Genomic DNA, 19,492 nt, shown 5'->3' with positions numbered 1-19,492 from the left:
TCTCCACCGCTTTTTTTATTATCAACAGTCTAATAAATCATATAAAATCTTCGTACCTTACTTGGCTATAAATATAGCTTATGAAGCGACTGTTGTCCATCCCATTTTTAGCCTCTATTGTATGTATTGTTTCTGCATTTTTTGCATGGGCAGATCCATCTATCTCTTTAACCTTACAGACACCATCTGTCATCTGTACCTCCGGCAATGACACGGTTCGGTATACGGTCTCAGCATCCGGAATCCCGGCAAATACCAATGTTGTCATTTATCAGAGTTCAGACAGCACCTTTAATCCATACAATGCTCAGGGTGACAGCATTGCTTTTATACCTGGCAATGCCATCCCGCGTGATACGGTCAACTTTGGAAATTGTATAAAAACACTGGGTATATTTATTGATGCCTGCGGCCTCAGCGGAACAGAACCTCAGAACGAATACATGGTACTGACCTCCGGAACAGGTATTAAGGTTTCTAACCTGGCGATAAATTTTGACCCGGCAAACAGCAACAGCGGAGACAATAATGACAACGATATTAATACCGGAGCCAATCCTTGTGGTTTTAAGACACCGTCCGCCACATTAATCAGCAATCTCAGAACAGGTTCCTGCAATGTGGGTAATCTCATTCCCGCTTCACCAACGGATTCCATTCCGGCAAACGCCATTATTTTATGTTTTACCAGTGATTCCGTCAATACCATCTACAACGTAAGCGGACTGTGTAATTTAGGCTACCCCATTTATGTGGTACAAAGTGCCTGTAAAAGGACGATTGGGGCATTTACAAATGCCGCCAGTTGTTCGTCAACAGCCACTACAAGATATCGCAGAACGTTGGCTATCGATAAACGTCAGGGTTGTCAGGATAATTTCGTCTATGACCGATGCGGTATCTTTAATCTGGACGGCACCTATGCCATCCGCCAGCAAGGGACGGATACAGCCAGGGTTGCCAACAACGGCATCCGGCGAAATCTGATTGATTCCTGCGGTGGAATTGATTATGCACAGCTGAATTTCAGCTCTGATACTGTTCTTGAAATTGTACTCAGCAGAAATGACTGCAATACCGGTAAACATTTTATCAAAGCCATCACACATCCCAACGGAAGTCTGCCGGTTTCCAATACCATTTCCTATCAGCTGGTTTGTAATGATGTGAATGCCACTACTTCCACCACCAATATATGCAGCGGAGATTCCGCCATCATTACACTTTCTTCATCCGATCCAAATGCATCGATGAGTTGGACAGTGAGCGGAGGTGCAGGTATTACCGGAGCCATTGCAGGAACCGGCAACAATATTCGTCAACTGCTGACCTATAGCGGCAGTACGAAAGATAGTGTAGTTTATACGGTTAGCTCAGAGGATGCCGGATGTGTGAAAACACAGAATGTTAAGGTTGTTGTTAATAGGTGTGTCCAGCAGTGTACTGTTTCTATTTCCGGCAGTACTTCATATTGTGCCGGTCAAAGTACAATCCTGACTGCCGTTGGACAATTCGACTCTGTGCGATGGAATACGGGAGAAACTTCTACTTCCATTTCTGTCAGTCAACAGACTACGTATTCTGTGTCTGTTTTTTTAGGAAATTGTTCAAGCACTGCATCTGTTGATGTTTTGCAGAGAAATTGTGGTTCCTTAGATACCGTCTATGTTTGTGAAGGTGACTCAGTTCCCTTAATTGGCCCTAATGGCTATTCTTCCTATTTATGGAGTCCTGCAACAGGTCTGAGTAATGCATCAATTCAATTACCCAATGCAGCACCGTTACTAAATACAACCTATGTAGTAACAGCATCCAACAACGGCTCTGATGGAGCTGAAAAGATTGTAAATGGGAGCTTTGAGAATGGTATTCAGTCATGGAACACAGACATGTGGTATGCACCGGATGGATCCAACTTAAATGGCTGGTACAGGTTTTCTGCTTTAACCTGGTGTAATTCTCCGGATTATTCTACTATTGGAGATAGTTTATTTTTGACATCCCCATCTTATGATACTACCAAATTATTAGTAGGACAGACCGTCTCTACGGAAACCAACAAGACGTATAGATTATCTTTCTGGATGATGAATTTTAACCCCAATGGTCCTGTATTAAAAGTTAAAATTAACAACCAGATTGTAGCGACGAATATTCAAAACTCGCAGACCTGTGTTTGGGAAAATTTTACCGTAAACTGGAACTCCAATTCAAGTACTTCGGCACTCATCCAGTTATATGATATTCGCAGTGAAGAGGTGGGCAATGATTTCGGATTAGATGATATTTCATTCAAATCAATTGGTAATAACGATGTTATTAATGATACAGTGGTAGTTATAGTTAAGCCGAAACCTGAACCGGCTATTGATGGTGCATTGAAATTTTGTCAAGGTGGATTTACCACGCTTACTGCCACCGGACAGTTTGATTCTGTTCGATGGAATACCAATGAAACAACAAACACTATTATAGTCACACAACAAGGAACGTATACTGTTACGGCATATAGCAATGGCTGTTCAGGAACTGCATCTGTTGATGTCAGCGTTATTGATGTTGCAGCAGATATCAGCGGGAATCTGTCATTTTGTTCCGGCAGTCAAACAACTTTAGATGCCGGACAGGGATTTGATGCATACTCATGGCAGCCGAACGGGGAACAAACTCAGACGATAACCACATCCGAGCCCGGAAAATTTGTTGTGTCAGTTATTAAAGATGATTGTATTGCCAAGGATTCTGTTGTTGTTTCAGAATTACAACTGCCTGCAACGATTTCTTTAGGGAATGATACTACATTTTGCGGTGACTTTACAAAAGTTTTGTCTACAGGAATACAATCTACGCAATGGAATACTGATGAGAGCGGGTCACAGATAACTGTTTCGGCAGCAGGAATCTATATAGCGACTGTCAGTAACGCCTGTGGAAGCGTTAGTGATACCGTAGATATTGTTAAAAATGCACTTCCTGTAATTAATCTTGGTAATGATACCACTTTTTGTTTGGGTGAACTGCAATTGAGTGTACCCGGCCAGTTTAGGTCCATTTTATGGAGCACAGGTGCAGAAACCTCTTCAGTAATTGTTTCCAACGAAGGAACATACAACGTAAGTGTGAGCGACCAGAACGGATGTTTCGGCTCAGATACAATCCTCATATCTTCCGACTGCGATATAGATTTATTTATTCCAAATGCCTTCACTCCAAACGGAGATGGGGTAAATGACATATTTTTAGTCAGGGGTAACGCACAGACGACCAGTATTGATCAGATGATTGTTTACAATCGCTGGGGAAATAAGGTGTTTGAGGCTAAAAACATACTGCCAAATGACCTGACTGCAGGTTGGGACGGCAAATACAAAGGAGCTTTAGCCCAGGAAGATGCCTATGGTTATTATGTTGTTGCTAAATTTACAGACGGAACCCAAAAAATAGTGAAAGGCAACGTAACTTTGCTAAGATAAGTACGACGTGTTTGCAACTATAACTTAACCTGGTTGTTAGCCCGTTTGTACTGTAAAGGATTTTATGAAGAAAAGATTATTATCAGCTTTAATTTTAATCAGCGTCAGGATTTCATTTGCGCAGTCCATTCAGTTAACGAACGTTTCACAAAGTGTCTTTTGTTCTACAGGGAAAGATACGGTCAGGTTCTCGGTAAATTATGCAAGTATCCCACAAAACAGCAATATTGTTTTCTATCAATCTACCAATCCATCTTTCAATCCTTATTTGGGACAGGGGGACAGTATTGGTTTTATAAATGTGGGCGGAAATACGACAGGCGGCACTCAAATTACCACCACCTGTCCCAAAATATTAGGGATTTTCATAGATGCCTGTAATCAGCCGCCTTTAAATGAATGGGATAACGAGTACATGGTTATTACTTCCGGCAGTGGTTTTTTGGTAAACAATCTAAAGGTTGATTTACCAGCCAATCCGAGTATCAATATCTCTCCGAGTTCCTGTGTTTTCACGACACCCTCTGCGGCGATGATGACAACCCTCAGATCCGGTACCTGTAACACTACAACGTTACTCGCAGCCGGACAAGGTGATTCTATTCCACCGAATGCTATTGTTATCATTTTTACCGGCAGAGGACCGATTTACCCATATAACTTTACCAGCTATTGCAGCAGCGGTCAGCCAATCTATATTTTACAAAACTCCTGTACACCGGGTAACGGTTCATTTGTAAACAATCAGCCAAGCGGTTGTCCGAACAGTTTCCGGACAACCACCATACAAAATAGAAGCTGTTTTGATGCTTTAACATATGCACCCTGCACATTACCACCATTTGATGCCCTAAATCCTAATGCAAATGATGGGAATTTTGTCATCCGGTTAGACAATACCGATACTTCTTCAATAACCAATGGCGGGATACGAAATAACGCAGCAGATATCTGCAACGGACTTGTGTTTGATTCGATTGTTGGGAATACGATTATTAAATATGCTATTCCAAATGACGGCAGTGGCAATGCTACAACGGATTTTTGTAATACAGGAGATCATTATATTAAAGCGATTACGCACCCGAATGGGACACAGCCTGTTTCCAATGCATTGCAGTTTAGATTAGTTTGCCTTGACCTGACAAGCGTGACTTCTAATAATACCATTTGCAGTGGGCAGAATGCTCTTATCAACAACAGCAGTTCTGATCCAAATGCCCTATTCAGTTGGACGGTAAGCGGCGGAACAAACATAACGGGTGCAAGTTCTGGAACGGGGAATCCTATTAATCAGACACTTACCAATACTTCCAATGCAACAGACAGTATAACCTATATAATTACAGCAAAAGATACGATCTGTACTGTTTCTAAGAATGTAAAAATATATGTGAATCCTACACCGACTGCCTTTAATCTAGGCAATGATACTACCTATTGCGGCAATTTCTCAAGGGTTTTGTCAACCGGAAATCCGAATACGGTATGGAGTACCGGAGTGACGGCTGCTTCTATCACTGTCACAACAGCAGCTACCTATACTGCAACTATAACGAATAGTTGTGGTAGTGTTTCTGATCAGATCGTCATCAGCAAGATAACCGTTCAGCCGCCTATTAATTTAGGTAATGATACAGCTTATTGCGGTACTTTTTCAAGAATACTTTCTACAGGAGATCCTTCAACTGTCTGGAGTACCGGAGTGACGGCACCTTCTATCACTGTCACAACAGCAGGTACCTATACCGCAACAATTTCCAATAGTTGTGGTACGGTATCAGATGCCATTACCATCTCTCAAAATCCAGGTTTAAATTTTACATTTGGAACGAATACAACTACCGTTTGTCAGGGCGGAAGCATTTCCCTGGATGCTGGATCCGGATTTGACACTTATGATTGGAGTACCGGATCAATTGCACAGTCTATTAATATTACGCTGCCAGGAAAATACTGGGTAGATGTGACAAAAAATGGCTGTAGCGGAAGCGATACCATGAATGTTATCGAAATTACGAAACCTGCAAAACCCGACCTTGGCAATGATTTAAGTTTCTGTGGTAATTTTTCTCAGGTATTAAGTACCGGAAATCCAAATACATTATGGATAAAAGATTTTACCTCTACAATTACTACAGCGGGTTCAATAACGGTCACTGCTACAGGAACCTATACGGCAACTGTTTCCAATAGCTGCGGTGCTGTATCTGATACCATTGTCATCTCAGCAACGGCGACACAGCCTCCGATTTTCTTAGGAAATGACACTTCTTATTGCAGCAGTTTCTCTAGGGTTTTATCTACCGGCATTCCTTCTACCGTTTGGAGTACGGGTATTGTAGCCGCTTCCATTACGATTGCACAACCGGGTAAATATTGGGCAACCATCACCGGTGCCTGCGGCTTTGCAGTGGATACTATTAATATTACTCAGTCGCCCGGATTGAGCTTCACATTTGGTACGAACAGCACCACCGTCTGCAGAGGTGGGAATATAACGCTCGATGCCGGGATTGGCTTCGATCAGTATTTATGGAGTACGGGGCAGAATGCTCAATCCATTAATATTACCCAACCCGGAACCTATTGGGCGGAAGTGACAAAAGATGGCTGTACCGGTCGGGATTCGATTGATGTGATTGAAATTAAATTACCAAACAAACCGTCATTGGGCAGGGATACTTCTTTCTGCGGAACTTTCAGTCTAACCTTATCAACCGGAGATAACCAAACCAACTGGTTCCTGAACACGCAGTTTTTAACAATAGCTCCATCTATCAATGCTACTCAGGCCGGTACTTATATTGCTAATATCAGTAACAGCTGCGGCAGTGTTTCTGATACAGTTATTATTGCGAATTCCAATCAGTTGAATGTGAACTTAGGCAGGGATACATTTATTTGTACCGGAGCTAATATTACCCTGAATGCAACGGTTGCCGGCAATAACATACAGTATTTATGGAATACGGGAGAGCAGACCTCAACTATCAACGTGAATGCATTCGGAAAATACTGGGTACAGGTTTCCAGTGCAACCTGCTCGGTGAGCGATACCATCTTCATTGATGAGTTCGCAAAACCGAGCCCATTTGTTTTGGGGAATGATACATCTTTCTGCGGTTCGTTTTCAAAGACATTGTTTACAGGAAATGTCACCACCAGCTGGAGTACAGGCGACACTGCAGCGTCAATAATAGTTACATCTCCGGGAATTTTCTTCGCGACCATCTCCAATCAGTGTGGTGTTGCATCGGATACCATTCGGTTAGAACAGTTTTCATTGCCCGTTTTTGATTTAGGAAATGATACGACCATCTGTGAAGATATAACGCTGAGTATAGGGAATGGAATTTTTACATCCGTATTATGGAGTACCAATGATACAATCAATTCGGTAACCGTTGATGATGCAGGCTTATATACGGTGTTGGTATCTAACACGAATTGCTCCAGAAGCGATTCTGTCCGTGTGCTGAAAGAGTGTTTATATGATGTCTATCTGCCTACTGCGTTTACACCCAATAATGACGGCCTGAATGATATCTTGGTGCCGCGTGCTTCCGCTGACAGTTCTGTTGTATTGGAATTTTCAATTTTCAATCGTTGGGGTGAGCGGGTTTTCTTTTCCGCTAATTTTGCACCGGATGATATTGTAAAAGGCTGGGATGGCAGATACAAAGGGGAAGATTGTCAGGTAGACAGTTATGTGTATTTTTACAAGGCATTGTTGCCGGATGGAAAAATTAAAACCCACAAAGGGACTGTAACGTTGCTTCGTTGATTTTTTGTAAGAGAACCGTTACAAAATCTGCTCCAGCAGTTTTCTGTAGATAGTTAAGCCCTCCTCAATTTCTTTGAGATAAACAAATTCATCTGCCGTATGCGAGCGTTCTGATTTGCCCGGTCCGATTTTGACCGAAGGAATTTTAAGTAATGCCTGATCGGATAGGGTAGAGGAACCAAAAGTTTCTATTCCCAGTTTTTCGGCTGCTTTTACTATGATATGCTCTTTGTCGATTTGTGAAGGTTGTAAACGAAGGGAGCGTGGTTTTATTTCTGCCTTCACATTATCCCGGATAATTTCCAGAACCTGGTCAGTGGAGTACTCGGGAATGGTTCGGACATCCACCACATATTTACAGGCATCCGGAACTACATTATGTTGTGTACCGGCATGTATCATGCTCACGGTTAGTTTGACAGGGCCCAATATCGGGTTAATCTTTTTAAACTGATAGTTCTGAAACCATTGAACGTCTACCATGGTTAGATAAATGGCATTTCCCCCTTCATTACGAGCCGCATGGGCTGATTTCCCTTTTACTTCATCATCCAGTACCATTAATCCTTTCTCCGCAATGGCCATCTTCATTTCTGTCGGTTCACCGACGATGGCAAACTGACAGGCACTGGTCACTTCTTCAATCTGTTCGATACCATTCTTTCCGGAAATCTCTTCTTCAGAAGTGGCAGCGAAAATAAGATTATATTTCAAGTCCTCACTTTCATAAAAATGCAAGAAAGTAGCCAGCAAGGAGATGAGGGCGGCACCTGCATCATTACTCCCTAATCCGTATAATTTCTGATCTTCTATAAACGGCTGGAACGGATCCTTGCTCCATCCTGAAACCGGCTTAACGGTATCAATATGAGAGTTGAGAAGAACGGATGGTTTTAGAAAATTATAGTGTTTGTTCTTAACCCATGTGTTGTTGAGTTTTGTTTCAAACGGGATCTTTTTAGACTTTAAGAATTTACGGATAATATCCGCAGCCTGGTCTTCTTCTTTGCTGAAGGACGAAACTCCGATTAGTTTTTGAAGCAACTCAATCGTCTGATTTTGGATATCCTCTGTTGTCTTTGTCATATTACTTTGCAGTAAAGGTCGTGCCAAAAATACTATTTACTTTCATAATTGAACCCACCTCCTTTGCATGGCATAGGATAACTTTTTCCACACCATTTTGTAACGCATTGACAATGTTCTCCATTTTTGGAATCATGCCGCCTGTAATAATTTGTTTTTCTTTGAGTTGTTGAATTTCTGACAGGTTAACATGAGAAATGACACTATCCGGATCATCGATATTTTTCAACAATCCGCATTTTTCAAAACAATAAACAAAAGTTAATTTTTGGGATTTTGACAATGCAATCGCTAATTGTGCAGCCATTGTATCCGCATTGGTATTTAGAATATTCCCCTTTTTGTCGTGTGTTAAAGGCGCAATCACGGGTACAAAATTTCTTTCCATCAACTCTGTCAGGAGCGCAGGATTTACTTTATCTATATCGCCGACAAATCCATAATCAATGGTTGGATGAATTCGCTTGTGTGCTTCTATGATATTTGCATCTGCACCGGTCAGTCCGATAGCATTGCAACCGTTTGCCTGTAAACCGGCAACAATTTTTTTATTGATCAGACCTCCGTAAACCATCGTTACCACCTCTAAGGCTGCCTGGTCTGTAACTCGGCGGCCGTCTATCATTCGGGTAGGTATGTTTAATTGTTCACTGATGGTGGTGGCTGTTTTTCCGCCACCGTGAATCAATATTTTTTGATGGGGGATTTTAGAAAATACACTTAGAAAATCAGTTAATGCATTTTCATCATCAATTACATTTCCTCCAATTTTTACGGCTACTATATTTTCCAATTGTTGTATATTTAATCGTTACAAAAATACGCTTATGTTCAGGAAAATATTGCTTTGGAGTATTATTCTTTGTACAATTTCCTGTTCTAAGGAAACATTAAAGAAACAATACGACCGGATTATAACGGCATCCGGACCGGAGGATATCGTCTTGGATGTAAAAAACGACAGGTTGATTGTTTCGTGTGATGAACGGAGAGATGATAAACCTGATATAGGTGTGTTGTATCAAATCAGTCTGACATCAGATGAAAGCAAGGAATTGAAAATGATAAATCTTCCTTCGATTCCGTTTCATCCGCATGGAATCGATTTCCAAACTGTGAACGGTACGGACTATCTTTTTGTCATCAATCATTACGGAGATGCATTGCAAACGAACGGCATCGAGCAATTTAAAATCAATGAGGACAACCTGGAGTTTATCAGGGAGTATAAGAATCCATTGTTGATATCTCCCAATGACATTACGGTATTGCCTAATGGCAGTTTTTATTTTTCCAACGATAAAAATTCAACGGATGTATTAGAACTGCTGTTGAATCCGAATAAAGGATCCGTAGGTTTCTGTAATGGTGGAGATGTGTGGAAAATAGTGGACAGTCTTATCTCATTTCCAAATGGCATGTACAATGAGCACAATATCTTGTATCTCGCTACTTCCAGAAATCACGCTTTATTCACCTATACCATTCTGCCGGATGGTTCCCTGAATGACAAAAAGGTATTATCGAACATTAATGGAATGGATAATATCACCAACCATGGTGATGAACTCATAATCGCCGTTCATCCGGATGAAATTAAGTTTGCGCTCTTGTCTTATATCCCTACAATCTTTTCACCATCCAAATCATATTCCATCAATAAGTCAACCGGTGAAACTAAGGTTATTTTCTCCGATGACGGCCGAATGCTGTCCGGTGGTTCTACCTCTCTGATTTACAATAATACCTTATATCTTTCACAGGTTTTTGACGGATTTGTTCTGAAAATTGAAAATTACAATGTAGAGGAATAATTTTTAAACGGATTCTGCGTTATCAGTGAAATCTGCAGTCATGAAAAAATACCTGATGTTTCCGTTGCTATTTCTTTTTTTTAGCTCTTTTTCCAAATTTAACATACCTGAAACTTCTTTCAGTGAGTATGTATTTGAGTCTAAATCGTGCAGGGTGATTCATCATAATGATTCACGCATTTTTATACCGCCGTATGCATTTTACCTGGAGGGCAGATTGTATGAAGGAACAGTCCATCTGAAATACAGGGAATTCCGGGATCAGCTGGATATTCTAATCAATCATCTGCCGATGACATACTTTGAGGATGGACGGCAGCACACACTGGAAAGTGCAGGTATGTTTGAACTCAAAGCGTATGGCAACGGGAAATTATTATCATTTGCCCCAGGCAGGAGAGCGCAGGTACAATTAGCCAAAAACCTTAATATGACTGGAGGTGAAACGTATGTCTTAAATGAATATTCAAAGTCATGGGACAAAGCAACGCCCTTTGCAGCAAATAAAGAGTCTAACCAGATTCTCACAGATAATAGCCAGGATTTATGGGGAGATAATATCTGGCGAAATGATGACAATGGAATGTCCAGTGCAACCCAGGTTATTGTAAACGATACGGGTGGTTTGGACTATGTTAGAGTTGTAAATCTTTCATTTGCTGTGATGAATGTTGACAGGATGGCGACTTATAACTGTGATAGGATATTGGATGAAGAAAATGTTCCGGTTGTGGCAGATTTTAATCTGGAAGGATATGCTCAAAAATTAAATAGTGAGGTTTTTGTTGTTTATAAAAACAGAAATGCCGTGATCAGTTATATGCCGGAGCAATTCACAACTGATTTTAAATTATTACCCAACGAACCATTTACCATTTTCACATTTTCTCTGGATGGTAAAATAGCAGTACTGGATAAAAGTTTCTCTGATTCATTTGATGTAAAATTGAATATAAACAGGAAAGTCGTATTTCCAATGAAGGTATTTAAAAATCAGCCCAAGACGAAAGAAGCATTGGCTGCAATTTCAGGGTTATAAATTTTCATATCATGGCCAGATTTATTTTGAGCATCATTTGTATTGTTCTGTTTATCTCAAGTAGTGTAAAGGCTCAGAATTTGTTTCAAACGGACACGTTTACCTATACCATAAACCTGGATTTGTCAAAAAACAATTACCTGAAATCTATTCCGGTTGATTTATTAAAGGGCTATTGCAAAGGGGAATGGAATGCCTTTTACCCTGCGAAAGAAATGAACCAGTGTCTGTTTAATGATTTTCTAAACCGTTTCAGCTATGCAGAGCCTCAGAGTGTGGACTCAAACTCTTGCCTGGAAAATTATTGTGACGATTCATATTTCAAGGATTTGTACAGCCGGTTTTCGAGAAAATTAAAATACCGGGAAATCGTATATTTTGATAAGAAGCATTCTTATGTGAAGCGGGAATTGTTGTGGCTCCAGGTATATTATTCTGTTCAGGATGCAGATACCTGGAAACACCACAACGGTCCTGTATTTTGGCTGAATGAAATCAAAAAATCAATACATCCGGTGATGGTCCAAAATAAGGATTTCAGCAATCAGCCCAGGACAATGGACCATACATTTATGTTTCCTGCTTTTATAGTCAACGAAAACAAACAGAAAGGGAACACTAAAAAGGTTATTATCTATAATCAGACAGAAGAGAATTAGTTATAGATGCTTTTCAATTTCATCTTCATTCCCAAATTCATTTCTATAATCAACGGGAAGTTTTCATCATTGACATAAGTGATTTGAAAATCGCCTCCATCAGAAACCGTCCGGCATTCAAATTCATTGGAGAAATTATTTTGATATCCAATCGTTTGTGTGTGGTTATATGGATTTCCAAAAATGGTCAGTACGCCATCTTTTTTATCGGTAAAGATCTCGATGGACCCGTTACCTTTTAACGCATTGAACATTTTTCTGCTTAGCAGAAAGCAGCATTCATCCTTCAACTGGATTTTTCCACCGGAAAAATTACTGAATAAGCTATTCGCATTTTCGAGTGCTATTTTACTGACATTTATCGAGCCGCTCTTGTTTTCCGGACTGCTGATCTTCCAGTCAAAATTGTAGGAATCGGATTCCTCATTCATCGTCACCGTGCACTCATATTGAGTTCCGGAATAGTTCACATCATAAACGAGTTTAGTTCCCTTTCTAAGGATTTGTTTGGGACTGATATAGGCGGAAGTGGTGGAAGATAAAACCACCAGCACTGCAATCAGTGTAGTTTGTAAAATCTTTACCATAGTTATTAATCAATAGAATAAACAAGATAAGTGAAGTTACATCTAAATTTGATGTAAGTCAATAGTAAAATTCCAGATATGAGTTGATAATTTGTTAAATTTCAACGATTTCTGTCGGATATTGACAAAAAATGAAGCAATTCCTTTAAGACAGCCTGAGCGGCATATTCACGGTTTGCTGCCTGCTGAATCACAATGGAGCCGGATGAGTCCAGTATATCGTCTGAAATTTCTACATTTCTACGTGTAGGAAGGCAATGCATGAAAAAAGCATTGTTGGTTACTTTTAGTTTCTTTTGTGTTATCATCCAGTCATCTTGCTGTCCGATTATTTTGCCATAATCTTTATAGGAACTCCAGTTTTTGGCATAAATGAAATCAGCATCTTTAAAGGCTTCTTCCTGATTATAGAGGAGAGGAGCATTCCGGGAAAATGTTTCTTTTAGTTCATATCCCTCCGGGTGGGTGATGACAAATTCAACAGCTGCTTTATTCATCCATTCAGCAAATGAATTAGCGACACACTGGGGAAGTGCTTTGACATGCGGCGCCCAGGTCAGCACTACCTTCGGTTTGGGTTTATTGGAAAATTCGCGGATGGTCATCAGATCGGTCAGTGACTGAAGCGGATGAACCGTTGCCGATTCCATATTCACTATTGGTACAGTCACATTTTCCAGAAATTTATGCAGGATATATTCTGAATAATCTTTTTCTCTGTCTGTGAGAGAAGGAAAGGCACGAATGCCTATAATATCGGCATATTGGGAAATGACAGCAGCTCCTTCCCTGATATGTTCCGCTTTATCTCCATTCATAACAGCGCCATCTTCATATTCCATATTCCAGCTGTCCTGGCCCAGGTTCAGCACGATGGTGTTCATACCCAAATTTTGTGCGGCTTTTTGAGTGCTCAATCTTGTTCTCAGTGATGCGTTCAGGAAGATAAGTACCATTGTCTTATTTTCACCCATCTTCTTAAAATCAAATGGGCTGGATTTTAGAGCAATGGCTTTCTGTGCCAGTGCTTCCACATCATCCACATCGTTGACAGAGAGAAAATTCTTCATGAGTTCAGACATTTTTTGAGTGCGTTCAGTAATTCATCCGCTTCCTGCTGTCCAATAGTAAGGCTCGGCAATAATCGGATTGTATTTGGATTATTGGAATTACCAACAAAGATATGATGTTCATAGACTAATTTATCCCGCAGTTCTTTAATGGGAATTCAAATTCCACACCAATCATCAACCCTTTGCCCCGTACATCTTTTACTTTAGGAAGCATATGACATTGCCCGGACAGATATGTACCCCTGGCAGTGGCATTTTCCATCAACTGTTCGTTGTCCATTACTTCCAGTACGGCTAACCCGGCAGCACAAGCCAATGGCGCCCCCCCGAAAGTTGTGCCCAGCATGCCATATTTTGAATGAATTTTCGGGTGTATTAAGATGCCGGCAATAGGGAAGCCGTTACCCATTCCTTTTGCCATCGTTATGATATCCGGCTGAATGCCTGCATGCTGATGAGCGAAAAACTTACCGCTACGTCCATAGCCGCACTGTATTTCATCCGCAATAAGAAGAGTATCGTTTTCTTTGCATAATTGCTGGATCAGATGTAAAAATGAAACTGATGGTTCATATATACCATTGACGCCCTGAATAGGTTCGATAATAACGGCACAGATTTCCAGTTCTTTAAAGACTTTTATTAATCCCTCCGTATCCTCAAAATCCAGAAAAACTACATGAGAGTCATCGTTTACCGGTGGTTTTATTTTAGCATTATCCGTTACGGCCACCGCACCGGAGGTACGCCCGTGAAAAGCACCTTTGAAAGCAATGATTTTTTTACGGTTATTATGAAACGAAGCAGCTTTTAAAGCATTTTCCACCGCTTCCGCACCGCTGTTACAAAGGAATAACTGATAATCGTTATAGCCGGATATTGCTCCTAATTTATCAGCCAGTTGCTGCTGCACCGGCAGACGGACAGAATTCGAGTAAAAGGAGAGTCGGTGGAGTTGTGATTCAATGCGCTGAAGATAATGTTCGTGTGCATGTCCAATGGAGATGACCGCATGGCCTCCGTAAAAGTCCAGGTATTTGGTGCCATTTGAATCGTACACATGATTTCCTTTACCTTTTATAATTTCAATATCAAAAAGCGGGTATACGTTGAATAAGTTCATGATTAATTTTGCGAGATAATAAACTAATAAGCTACCGGTTTTAATTTCAATCCTTTTGTTTCATCGAATCCAAACAGTAAATTCATATTCTGCACGGCCTGTCCTGAAGCGCCTTTTATCAGGTTGTCGATGATGGATACAATCATCAGTTTGTTGCCATGTTTTTCCAGATACAACAGGCATTTATTCGTATTGACTACCTGTTTCAGGTCAATGTTTTCAGTAGAAATGAATGTAAATGGTTCATCCTTGTAACAGGATTGATAGAGGTTATTCGCCTCTTCTGAGGTTCCGGCAAAATCAGTATAGATGGTGGTGATAATACCGCGTGTGAAATCCCCTCTATACGGAATGAAATGGATGGGATGATTAAAAGAAGCCTGCATCTGACTCAGGCTCTGTTTGATTTCTCCCAAATGCTGGTGGGTAAAAGCCTTGTAAACCGATATATTATCATTACGCCAAGTAAAATGGGTGGTTTCACTCAGGGATACTCCGGCACCTGTACTCCCTGTTGTTCCCGAAATATGTACATCCGAATTCAACAGATTGTTTTTAGCCAAAGGCAGCAAAGCCAGTTGGATGGCAGTCGCAAAACATCCCGGATTGGCGATGTTCTTAGCCTGTTTGATAGCGTTTTTGTTTAATTCAGGCAATCCGTAGACAAAATCAGAGGCCTGTTCCTTCAGCCGGAAATCGTTGCTTAAATCGATGATTTTTATGTTTGGTGAAAAGGTATTCTTTTCTAAAAAAATGCGTGCTTCACCATGCGGCAGACATAAAAACAGCATATCAACACTGTTATTGATTTCAGTTGTGAAAATTAATTCGGTGTCTCCCAGTAAATCGGTGTGTACAGCATAAACAGGTTTCCCGTTTTGACTTCTGCTGAAACAAAAAACAACTTCAACATCAGGGTGCTGCAATAGAATGCGAATCAGTTCGCCGCCCGTATAACCGGCTGCTCCAACGATGCCTGCTTTTATCATATCCTAAAATAGAATAATTCAGCCGGATTCTTGCAATTAAGAAGTAATGTTTGTGTTAAAAGTGTCGTTAGATTTCCGGAATCAGGTTTTGGATTACGACTGAATGTAAAACAATTCAAATGCCCATTCTATCGTTTACTCATTCCCATTCCCTGCATACGCTTCATCATCACTTTCATCTGGTCGAATTGCTTGATGAACTGATTGACATCCTGGATGGTATTTCCGGAGCCTTTTGCCAGGCGTTCTCTGCGTTTTCCATTAATCAGATCAGGGTTTCTGCGTTCTTCCGGTGTCATGGAAAATATGATGGCTTCAATTTTCTTGAAGGCATTGTCATCGATATCAATATCTTTCACCGCTTTGCCCACTCCCGGTATCATACCCAGTAAATCCTTGATGTTTCCCATCTTGCGGATCTGGTTGATCTGCTGCAGGAAGTCTTCAAAATCAAACTGGTTCTTGGCTATTTTTTTGCTTAAGCGCTGCGCTTCTTTTTCATCAAACTGTTCCTGTGCCTTTTCCACAAAAGAAACGATGTCACCCATACCGAGGATACGCTGCGACATACGTTCCGGATAGAAGATGTCCAGGGTATCCGCCAGCTTTTCGCCGCGCGACACAAACTTGATGGGTTTATTAACCGTATACTTGATGGAAAGAGCTGCACCACCCCGTGTGTCACCGTCTAATTTGGTCAAGACCACTCCGTCAAAATTGATTCTGTCGTTGAATGCTTTTGCTGTGTTCACTGCATCCTGACCGGTCATGGAATCCACAACGAACAGGGTTTCCTGCGGTTGAATCGCCTGTTTGACATTGGCGATTTCATTCATCATATCTTCATCTACGGCTAAACGTCCTGCAGTATCCACAATAACCACATTCTGTCCTTTTTGTCCGGCATAAGCAATCGCATTCTGCGCAATTGATACGGGATTCTTGTTTTCAATTTCAGAATAGACTTCCACGCCGATTTGTTCACCCAATACTTTCAACTGATCAATCGCCGCGGGGCGATACACATCACAGGCAACTAACAGAGGTGTTTTATTAAGTTTTGTTTTGACGTAATTGGCAAGTTTACCGGAAAAAGTAGTTTTTCCTGAACCTTGTAATCCGGAGATTAAAATAACCGCAGGACTGCCTTTTATATTGATTTCGGTGGCTGTTCCGCCCATGAGCTGCGTCAGTTCATCACTGACAATCTTTACCATCAACTGACCCGGAGAAACGGAGGTCAGCACATTCTGACCCATGGCCTTATCCTTGATGGTATCCGTAAATTCCTTGGCAATTTTATAATTAACGTCAGCGTCAACTAAAGCCCGTCGTATATCTTTTACAGTGGCGGCAATATTCAGTTCCGTCAGTTTACCCTGGCCTTTCAGGTTTTTGAACGCGCCTTCTAGTTTATCCTGTAAGTTTTCAAACATTGATTAAAAGTTTTAGGTTTTAGTAATACTCAAATTCATAAGTAAAAAATGTCGTTGATGGATTTCTAAAATTCACAATAAATTTATCCAGTTGATTTTGAGTATTAAATTCATAGGTCATATAAACAATAGCAGTAGAGTCATTGTAAGAACGTATTGTATTTACTAAGTTTTTATTTGGTTTATAAAACCTATAACCCTCTAACCCTAAGAAATATAGTAAATCGTAAGTTACTTCACTTGGTATACCTAAATTGAAGAATGTATTAGCACTATACATATTTTGCATAGGTGCATATTGGGTATAAGGCATATTAGTATAGTCAATTTTTGCTGAATCTACAACATGTACATTACCACCAAAAATAACATACCAGTCATAATCAAATATAAATTTAGTATAATTATTTCCATCAAATACGTAATTATAACATTTTCTATTGAATGCAAAAGGCCAATAATATTTTTCAAAAACAGTATCTAAAAGTTGATTTTTTAGTGTGTATTTAAAATAGGTATTTTCCGTATTGTATATAACATCTTCTTCGTTAAAGTCTAAAATATTTTTGTTATAATCAGTATTAATTTTATATCTGTGAAAAGGGGTTACGTTGTCTATTCCTATTTCGTCAATTGTTATTAGGTTGTTTTCGTACCTAAAATTATATTCTCCTTTTTGGCGAAAAGTATCTATGTTTGATGGTTTTATAAAATTTAAAATTCGTGATAGTCTTGCACTCACAGAGTCATAGAAACAAATTATATTGATTTTAGTTGAGTCTGTTACAGATATTTTAATAATCCTTACTTTTCCTTTTAAAGTATTTACAGGTTGGATATTTTCTTGTATACAGCAAGACGATAATAGAAATAAAGAAAAACCAATAGTAATTGTTAATATTTTCATTATATATTATTTGTGTCCGTTTAACCACTTAACGCATCTGAACGAATAAGACTGTATAATGTTGCTTGATTGCCACTTGTAACTGCCCAGCCATGATTGGCATTATCATAATATTTAATTCCATGTTTAAATCCTGATATATATGATGTTGGTACAGAACCTCCTGATGAATTATAGTTAAATATTAAACCTCCAAAATTTGTTAAAGCAGTACTCATATTATTAGTTGCTTGAGCTTTTGGAATCAATGCGTCATTATTACCGTGCATAATGAATGTAGGTACAATTCTGGAACTATTCAAAATATTGCAGGGTGATATATTGAATAATTCTGTAGATGTAAGTGGCGAAGTAATAATAGTTTTAACTAAACTTTGAATAAGTTTATAAGACTGCAGCACTCTTGAAATTGGATAAGTTGCGGCCTGACAAGTATAATTGGTAGTATTATACACCATGTAAGGATTATAAATATCTGTAATAGGAAAATACCAAGGATAATAAGAGGTAACTGGAAAAAAGAAATTACCACAAGTAAAAGTTATGGGTATATTTTTCAAATAATTTCCATATTGTTGAAGATTAGTAGGTGCATACATACTTACAACTGATTTGATGTAAGATACATTTGCGTTAGCATAAGCCCAGGATAATACCAAATGACCACCTGCACTCTCGCCTAACACCTGAATACTATTAGCATTTAAACCTAAGCACGTTGGGAAATTAGTGCGTATATGCAAGATGCCTGAATTTATATCAGAAATTTGATCTTGTACAGAAACAGGATTTGATGTAATATCTGAATTTACATCGCCATAACGAGTTAAACGATACAACAAGTTAACCACCACAAAACCACTGTCTAATAGATTTTTTACAAAGTTATCAGGTTTATTAGAAGTAAAGCCATAAGGCCAACCAGATAATTCATCAGGATTAGGGCCACTAAACCAACCGCCACCATGCACCAAAACAACAATTGGCGAATTTGTACTTTTATTGGTAGGATAATGTACTACATACTGTTGTCTGAAATCAGTTCCATATTGTCCAAAGGCATTAATTACATTATTAAATGTATCTTTTGGCGGAATTACATCACATGCCCAACCCGGTTGCAATGGAAATGAAATACCATTACAAACTGGTAATGAATAACAATCACCATTATTACCACCGCCACTCGCTGCAGTTGTTATATTATTTTCATTATATTTCCAGATGGTAAGATCAGGTAAAACACCACCAATGTTATTAAATTTATCAATATCTCTTGATGGAGAACCTAAATTGGCATAGTATAAAAATGAGTCAACAGCTGCCTTACGTTCATTGTTTGAATTATTGATATAATTTTTAGTTATCTCTATAGAGTTTGATGACGTATTATTGTTTATCTCATCAATTGACTTTGTACAGGATGTATAAATAATTGAAAAAATAGTTAAAATTAATATTGAATTAAAATTTTTCATAAAAGATACATTTGAAGTTAGAAAATAAAAAATAGAATTTT

13 protein-coding genes and 1 pseudogene are annotated in these 19,492 nt (G+C 39.5%); 5 read left to right on the top strand and 9 right to left on the bottom strand.

Translation table 11 applies throughout. The features are described 5' to 3' along the window. The first annotated feature begins 80 nt into the window (after positions 1–80). Both IPM95_01040 and IPM95_01035 read left to right on the top strand, forming a co-directional pair. On the top strand, positions 81–3,473 hold the full coding sequence (locus IPM95_01040) for a gliding motility-associated C-terminal domain-containing protein (protein ID MBK9327904.1): 3,393 nt from the start codon (positions 81–83) through the stop codon (positions 3,471–3,473). Positions 3,474–3,537: 64 nt separating this feature from the next. Continuing rightward, positions 3,538–7,260, top strand: coding sequence for a gliding motility-associated C-terminal domain-containing protein (locus IPM95_01035; GenBank protein MBK9327903.1), 3,723 nt, complete (start codon positions 3,538–3,540; stop codon positions 7,258–7,260). Positions 7,261–7,278: 18 nt separating this feature from the next. Here IPM95_01035 and IPM95_01030 read toward each other — a convergent pair whose 3' ends face one another. Together IPM95_01030 and argB are read right to left on the bottom strand one after the other, a co-directional pair. Beyond that, on the bottom strand, positions 7,279–8,346 hold the full coding sequence (locus IPM95_01030; protein ID MBK9327902.1) for a M20 family metallo-hydrolase: 1,068 nt from the start codon (positions 8,344–8,346) through the stop codon (positions 7,279–7,281). A gap of 1 nt (position 8,347) precedes the next feature. Continuing rightward, the gene (gene argB / locus IPM95_01025; GenBank protein MBK9327901.1) at positions 8,348–9,139 is read right to left on the bottom strand and encodes an acetylglutamate kinase; all 792 of its coding nucleotides are present in this window, start codon (positions 9,137–9,139) and stop codon (positions 8,348–8,350) included. A 34-nt stretch (positions 9,140–9,173) separates the two neighbouring features. On the opposite strand from argB, the gene IPM95_01020 reads away from it, so the two are divergent. From IPM95_01020 to IPM95_01010, 3 genes are read left to right on the top strand one after another with little or no spacing between them, the layout of a single operon-like run. Further along, positions 9,174–10,160, top strand: coding sequence for a hypothetical protein (locus IPM95_01020; protein ID MBK9327900.1), 987 nt, complete (start codon positions 9,174–9,176; stop codon positions 10,158–10,160). 40 nt (positions 10,161–10,200) lie between these two features. Next, positions 10,201–11,199, top strand: coding sequence for a hypothetical protein (locus tag IPM95_01015; protein MBK9327899.1), 999 nt, complete (start codon positions 10,201–10,203; stop codon positions 11,197–11,199). Positions 11,200–11,210: 11 nt separating this feature from the next. Next, positions 11,211–11,858 carry a hypothetical protein gene (locus IPM95_01010; protein ID MBK9327898.1) on the top strand — a complete coding sequence of 216 codons (648 nt, stop codon included), beginning with the start codon at positions 11,211–11,213 and terminating at the stop codon, positions 11,856–11,858. Here IPM95_01010 and IPM95_01005 read toward each other — a convergent pair. The 7 genes and pseudogenes from IPM95_01005 to IPM95_00975 form a co-directional block, all read right to left on the bottom strand. Beyond that, complete coding sequence (locus IPM95_01005) at positions 11,855–12,445, bottom strand: hypothetical protein (GenBank protein MBK9327897.1); 591 nt, start codon at positions 12,443–12,445, stop codon at positions 11,855–11,857. The two genes, IPM95_01010 and IPM95_01005, sit on opposite strands and share 4 nt — an antisense overlap. A 101-nt stretch (positions 12,446–12,546) precedes the next feature. Beyond that, entirely contained in the window at positions 12,547–13,515 is a 969-nt protein-coding gene (locus tag IPM95_01000) for an N-acetylornithine carbamoyltransferase (GenBank protein MBK9327896.1), read from the bottom strand. Then, positions 13,512–14,641 (bottom strand): annotated as a pseudogene (locus IPM95_00995) (aspartate aminotransferase family protein). The gene IPM95_01000 and the pseudogene IPM95_00995 overlap by 4 nt, the downstream one beginning before the upstream one ends. A gap of 23 nt (positions 14,642–14,664) precedes the next feature. Next, complete coding sequence (locus IPM95_00990) at positions 14,665–15,630, bottom strand: N-acetyl-gamma-glutamyl-phosphate reductase (GenBank protein MBK9327895.1); 966 nt, start codon at positions 15,628–15,630, stop codon at positions 14,665–14,667. A gap of 128 nt (positions 15,631–15,758) precedes the next feature. Then, complete coding sequence (ffh, locus tag IPM95_00985) at positions 15,759–17,066, bottom strand: signal recognition particle protein (protein ID MBK9327894.1); 1,308 nt, start codon at positions 17,064–17,066, stop codon at positions 15,759–15,761. A 19-nt stretch (positions 17,067–17,085) separates the two neighbouring features. Further along, positions 17,086–17,973, bottom strand: coding sequence for a hypothetical protein (locus IPM95_00980; GenBank protein ID MBK9327893.1), 888 nt, complete (start codon positions 17,971–17,973; stop codon positions 17,086–17,088). 20 nt (positions 17,974–17,993) lie between these two features. Next, positions 17,994–19,451: a carboxylesterase family protein gene (locus IPM95_00975; protein MBK9327892.1), complete on the bottom strand. Its 1,458-nt coding sequence runs from the start codon at positions 19,449–19,451 to the stop codon at positions 17,994–17,996. Positions 19,452–19,492: the final 41 nt, after the last annotated feature.

The sequence above is a fragment of the Sphingobacteriales bacterium genome, from assembly GCA_016719635.1.
Lineage (GTDB): Bacteria > Bacteroidota > Bacteroidia > Chitinophagales > JADIYW01 > JADJSS01.
The sequence above is the reverse complement of the archived record's forward strand: the minus strand, read 5'-3'. Positions and strand labels throughout refer to the sequence as shown.

Excerpts from the sequence above, each read along its gene's own strand:
- IPM95_01040 (MBK9327904.1), top strand. The coding sequence starts at position 81 with ATGAAGCGACTGTTGTCCATCCCATTTTTAGCCTCTATTGTATGTATT.
- IPM95_01035 (MBK9327903.1), top strand. The coding sequence starts at position 3,538 with ATGAAGAAAAGATTATTATCAGCTTTAATTTTAATCAGCGTCAGGATT.
- IPM95_01030 (MBK9327902.1), bottom strand. The coding sequence starts at position 8,346 with ATGACAAAGACAACAGAGGATATCCAAAATCAGACGATTGAGTTGCTT.
- IPM95_01020 (MBK9327900.1), top strand. The coding sequence starts at position 9,174 with ATGTTCAGGAAAATATTGCTTTGGAGTATTATTCTTTGTACAATTTCC.
- IPM95_01015 (MBK9327899.1), top strand. The coding sequence starts at position 10,201 with ATGAAAAAATACCTGATGTTTCCGTTGCTATTTCTTTTTTTTAGCTCT.
- IPM95_01010 (MBK9327898.1), top strand. The coding sequence starts at position 11,211 with ATGGCCAGATTTATTTTGAGCATCATTTGTATTGTTCTGTTTATCTCA.
- IPM95_01005 (MBK9327897.1), bottom strand. The coding sequence starts at position 12,445 with ATGGTAAAGATTTTACAAACTACACTGATTGCAGTGCTGGTGGTTTTA.
- IPM95_01000 (MBK9327896.1), bottom strand. The coding sequence starts at position 13,515 with ATGAAGAATTTTCTCTCTGTCAACGATGTGGATGATGTGGAAGCACTG.
- IPM95_00990 (MBK9327895.1), bottom strand. The coding sequence starts at position 15,630 with ATGATAAAAGCAGGCATCGTTGGAGCAGCCGGTTATACGGGCGGCGAA.
- ffh (MBK9327894.1), bottom strand. The coding sequence starts at position 17,066 with ATGTTTGAAAACTTACAGGATAAACTAGAAGGCGCGTTCAAAAACCTG.
- IPM95_00980 (MBK9327893.1), bottom strand. The coding sequence starts at position 17,973 with ATGAAAATATTAACAATTACTATTGGTTTTTCTTTATTTCTATTATCG.
- IPM95_00975 (MBK9327892.1), bottom strand. The coding sequence starts at position 19,451 with ATGAAAAATTTTAATTCAATATTAATTTTAACTATTTTTTCAATTATT.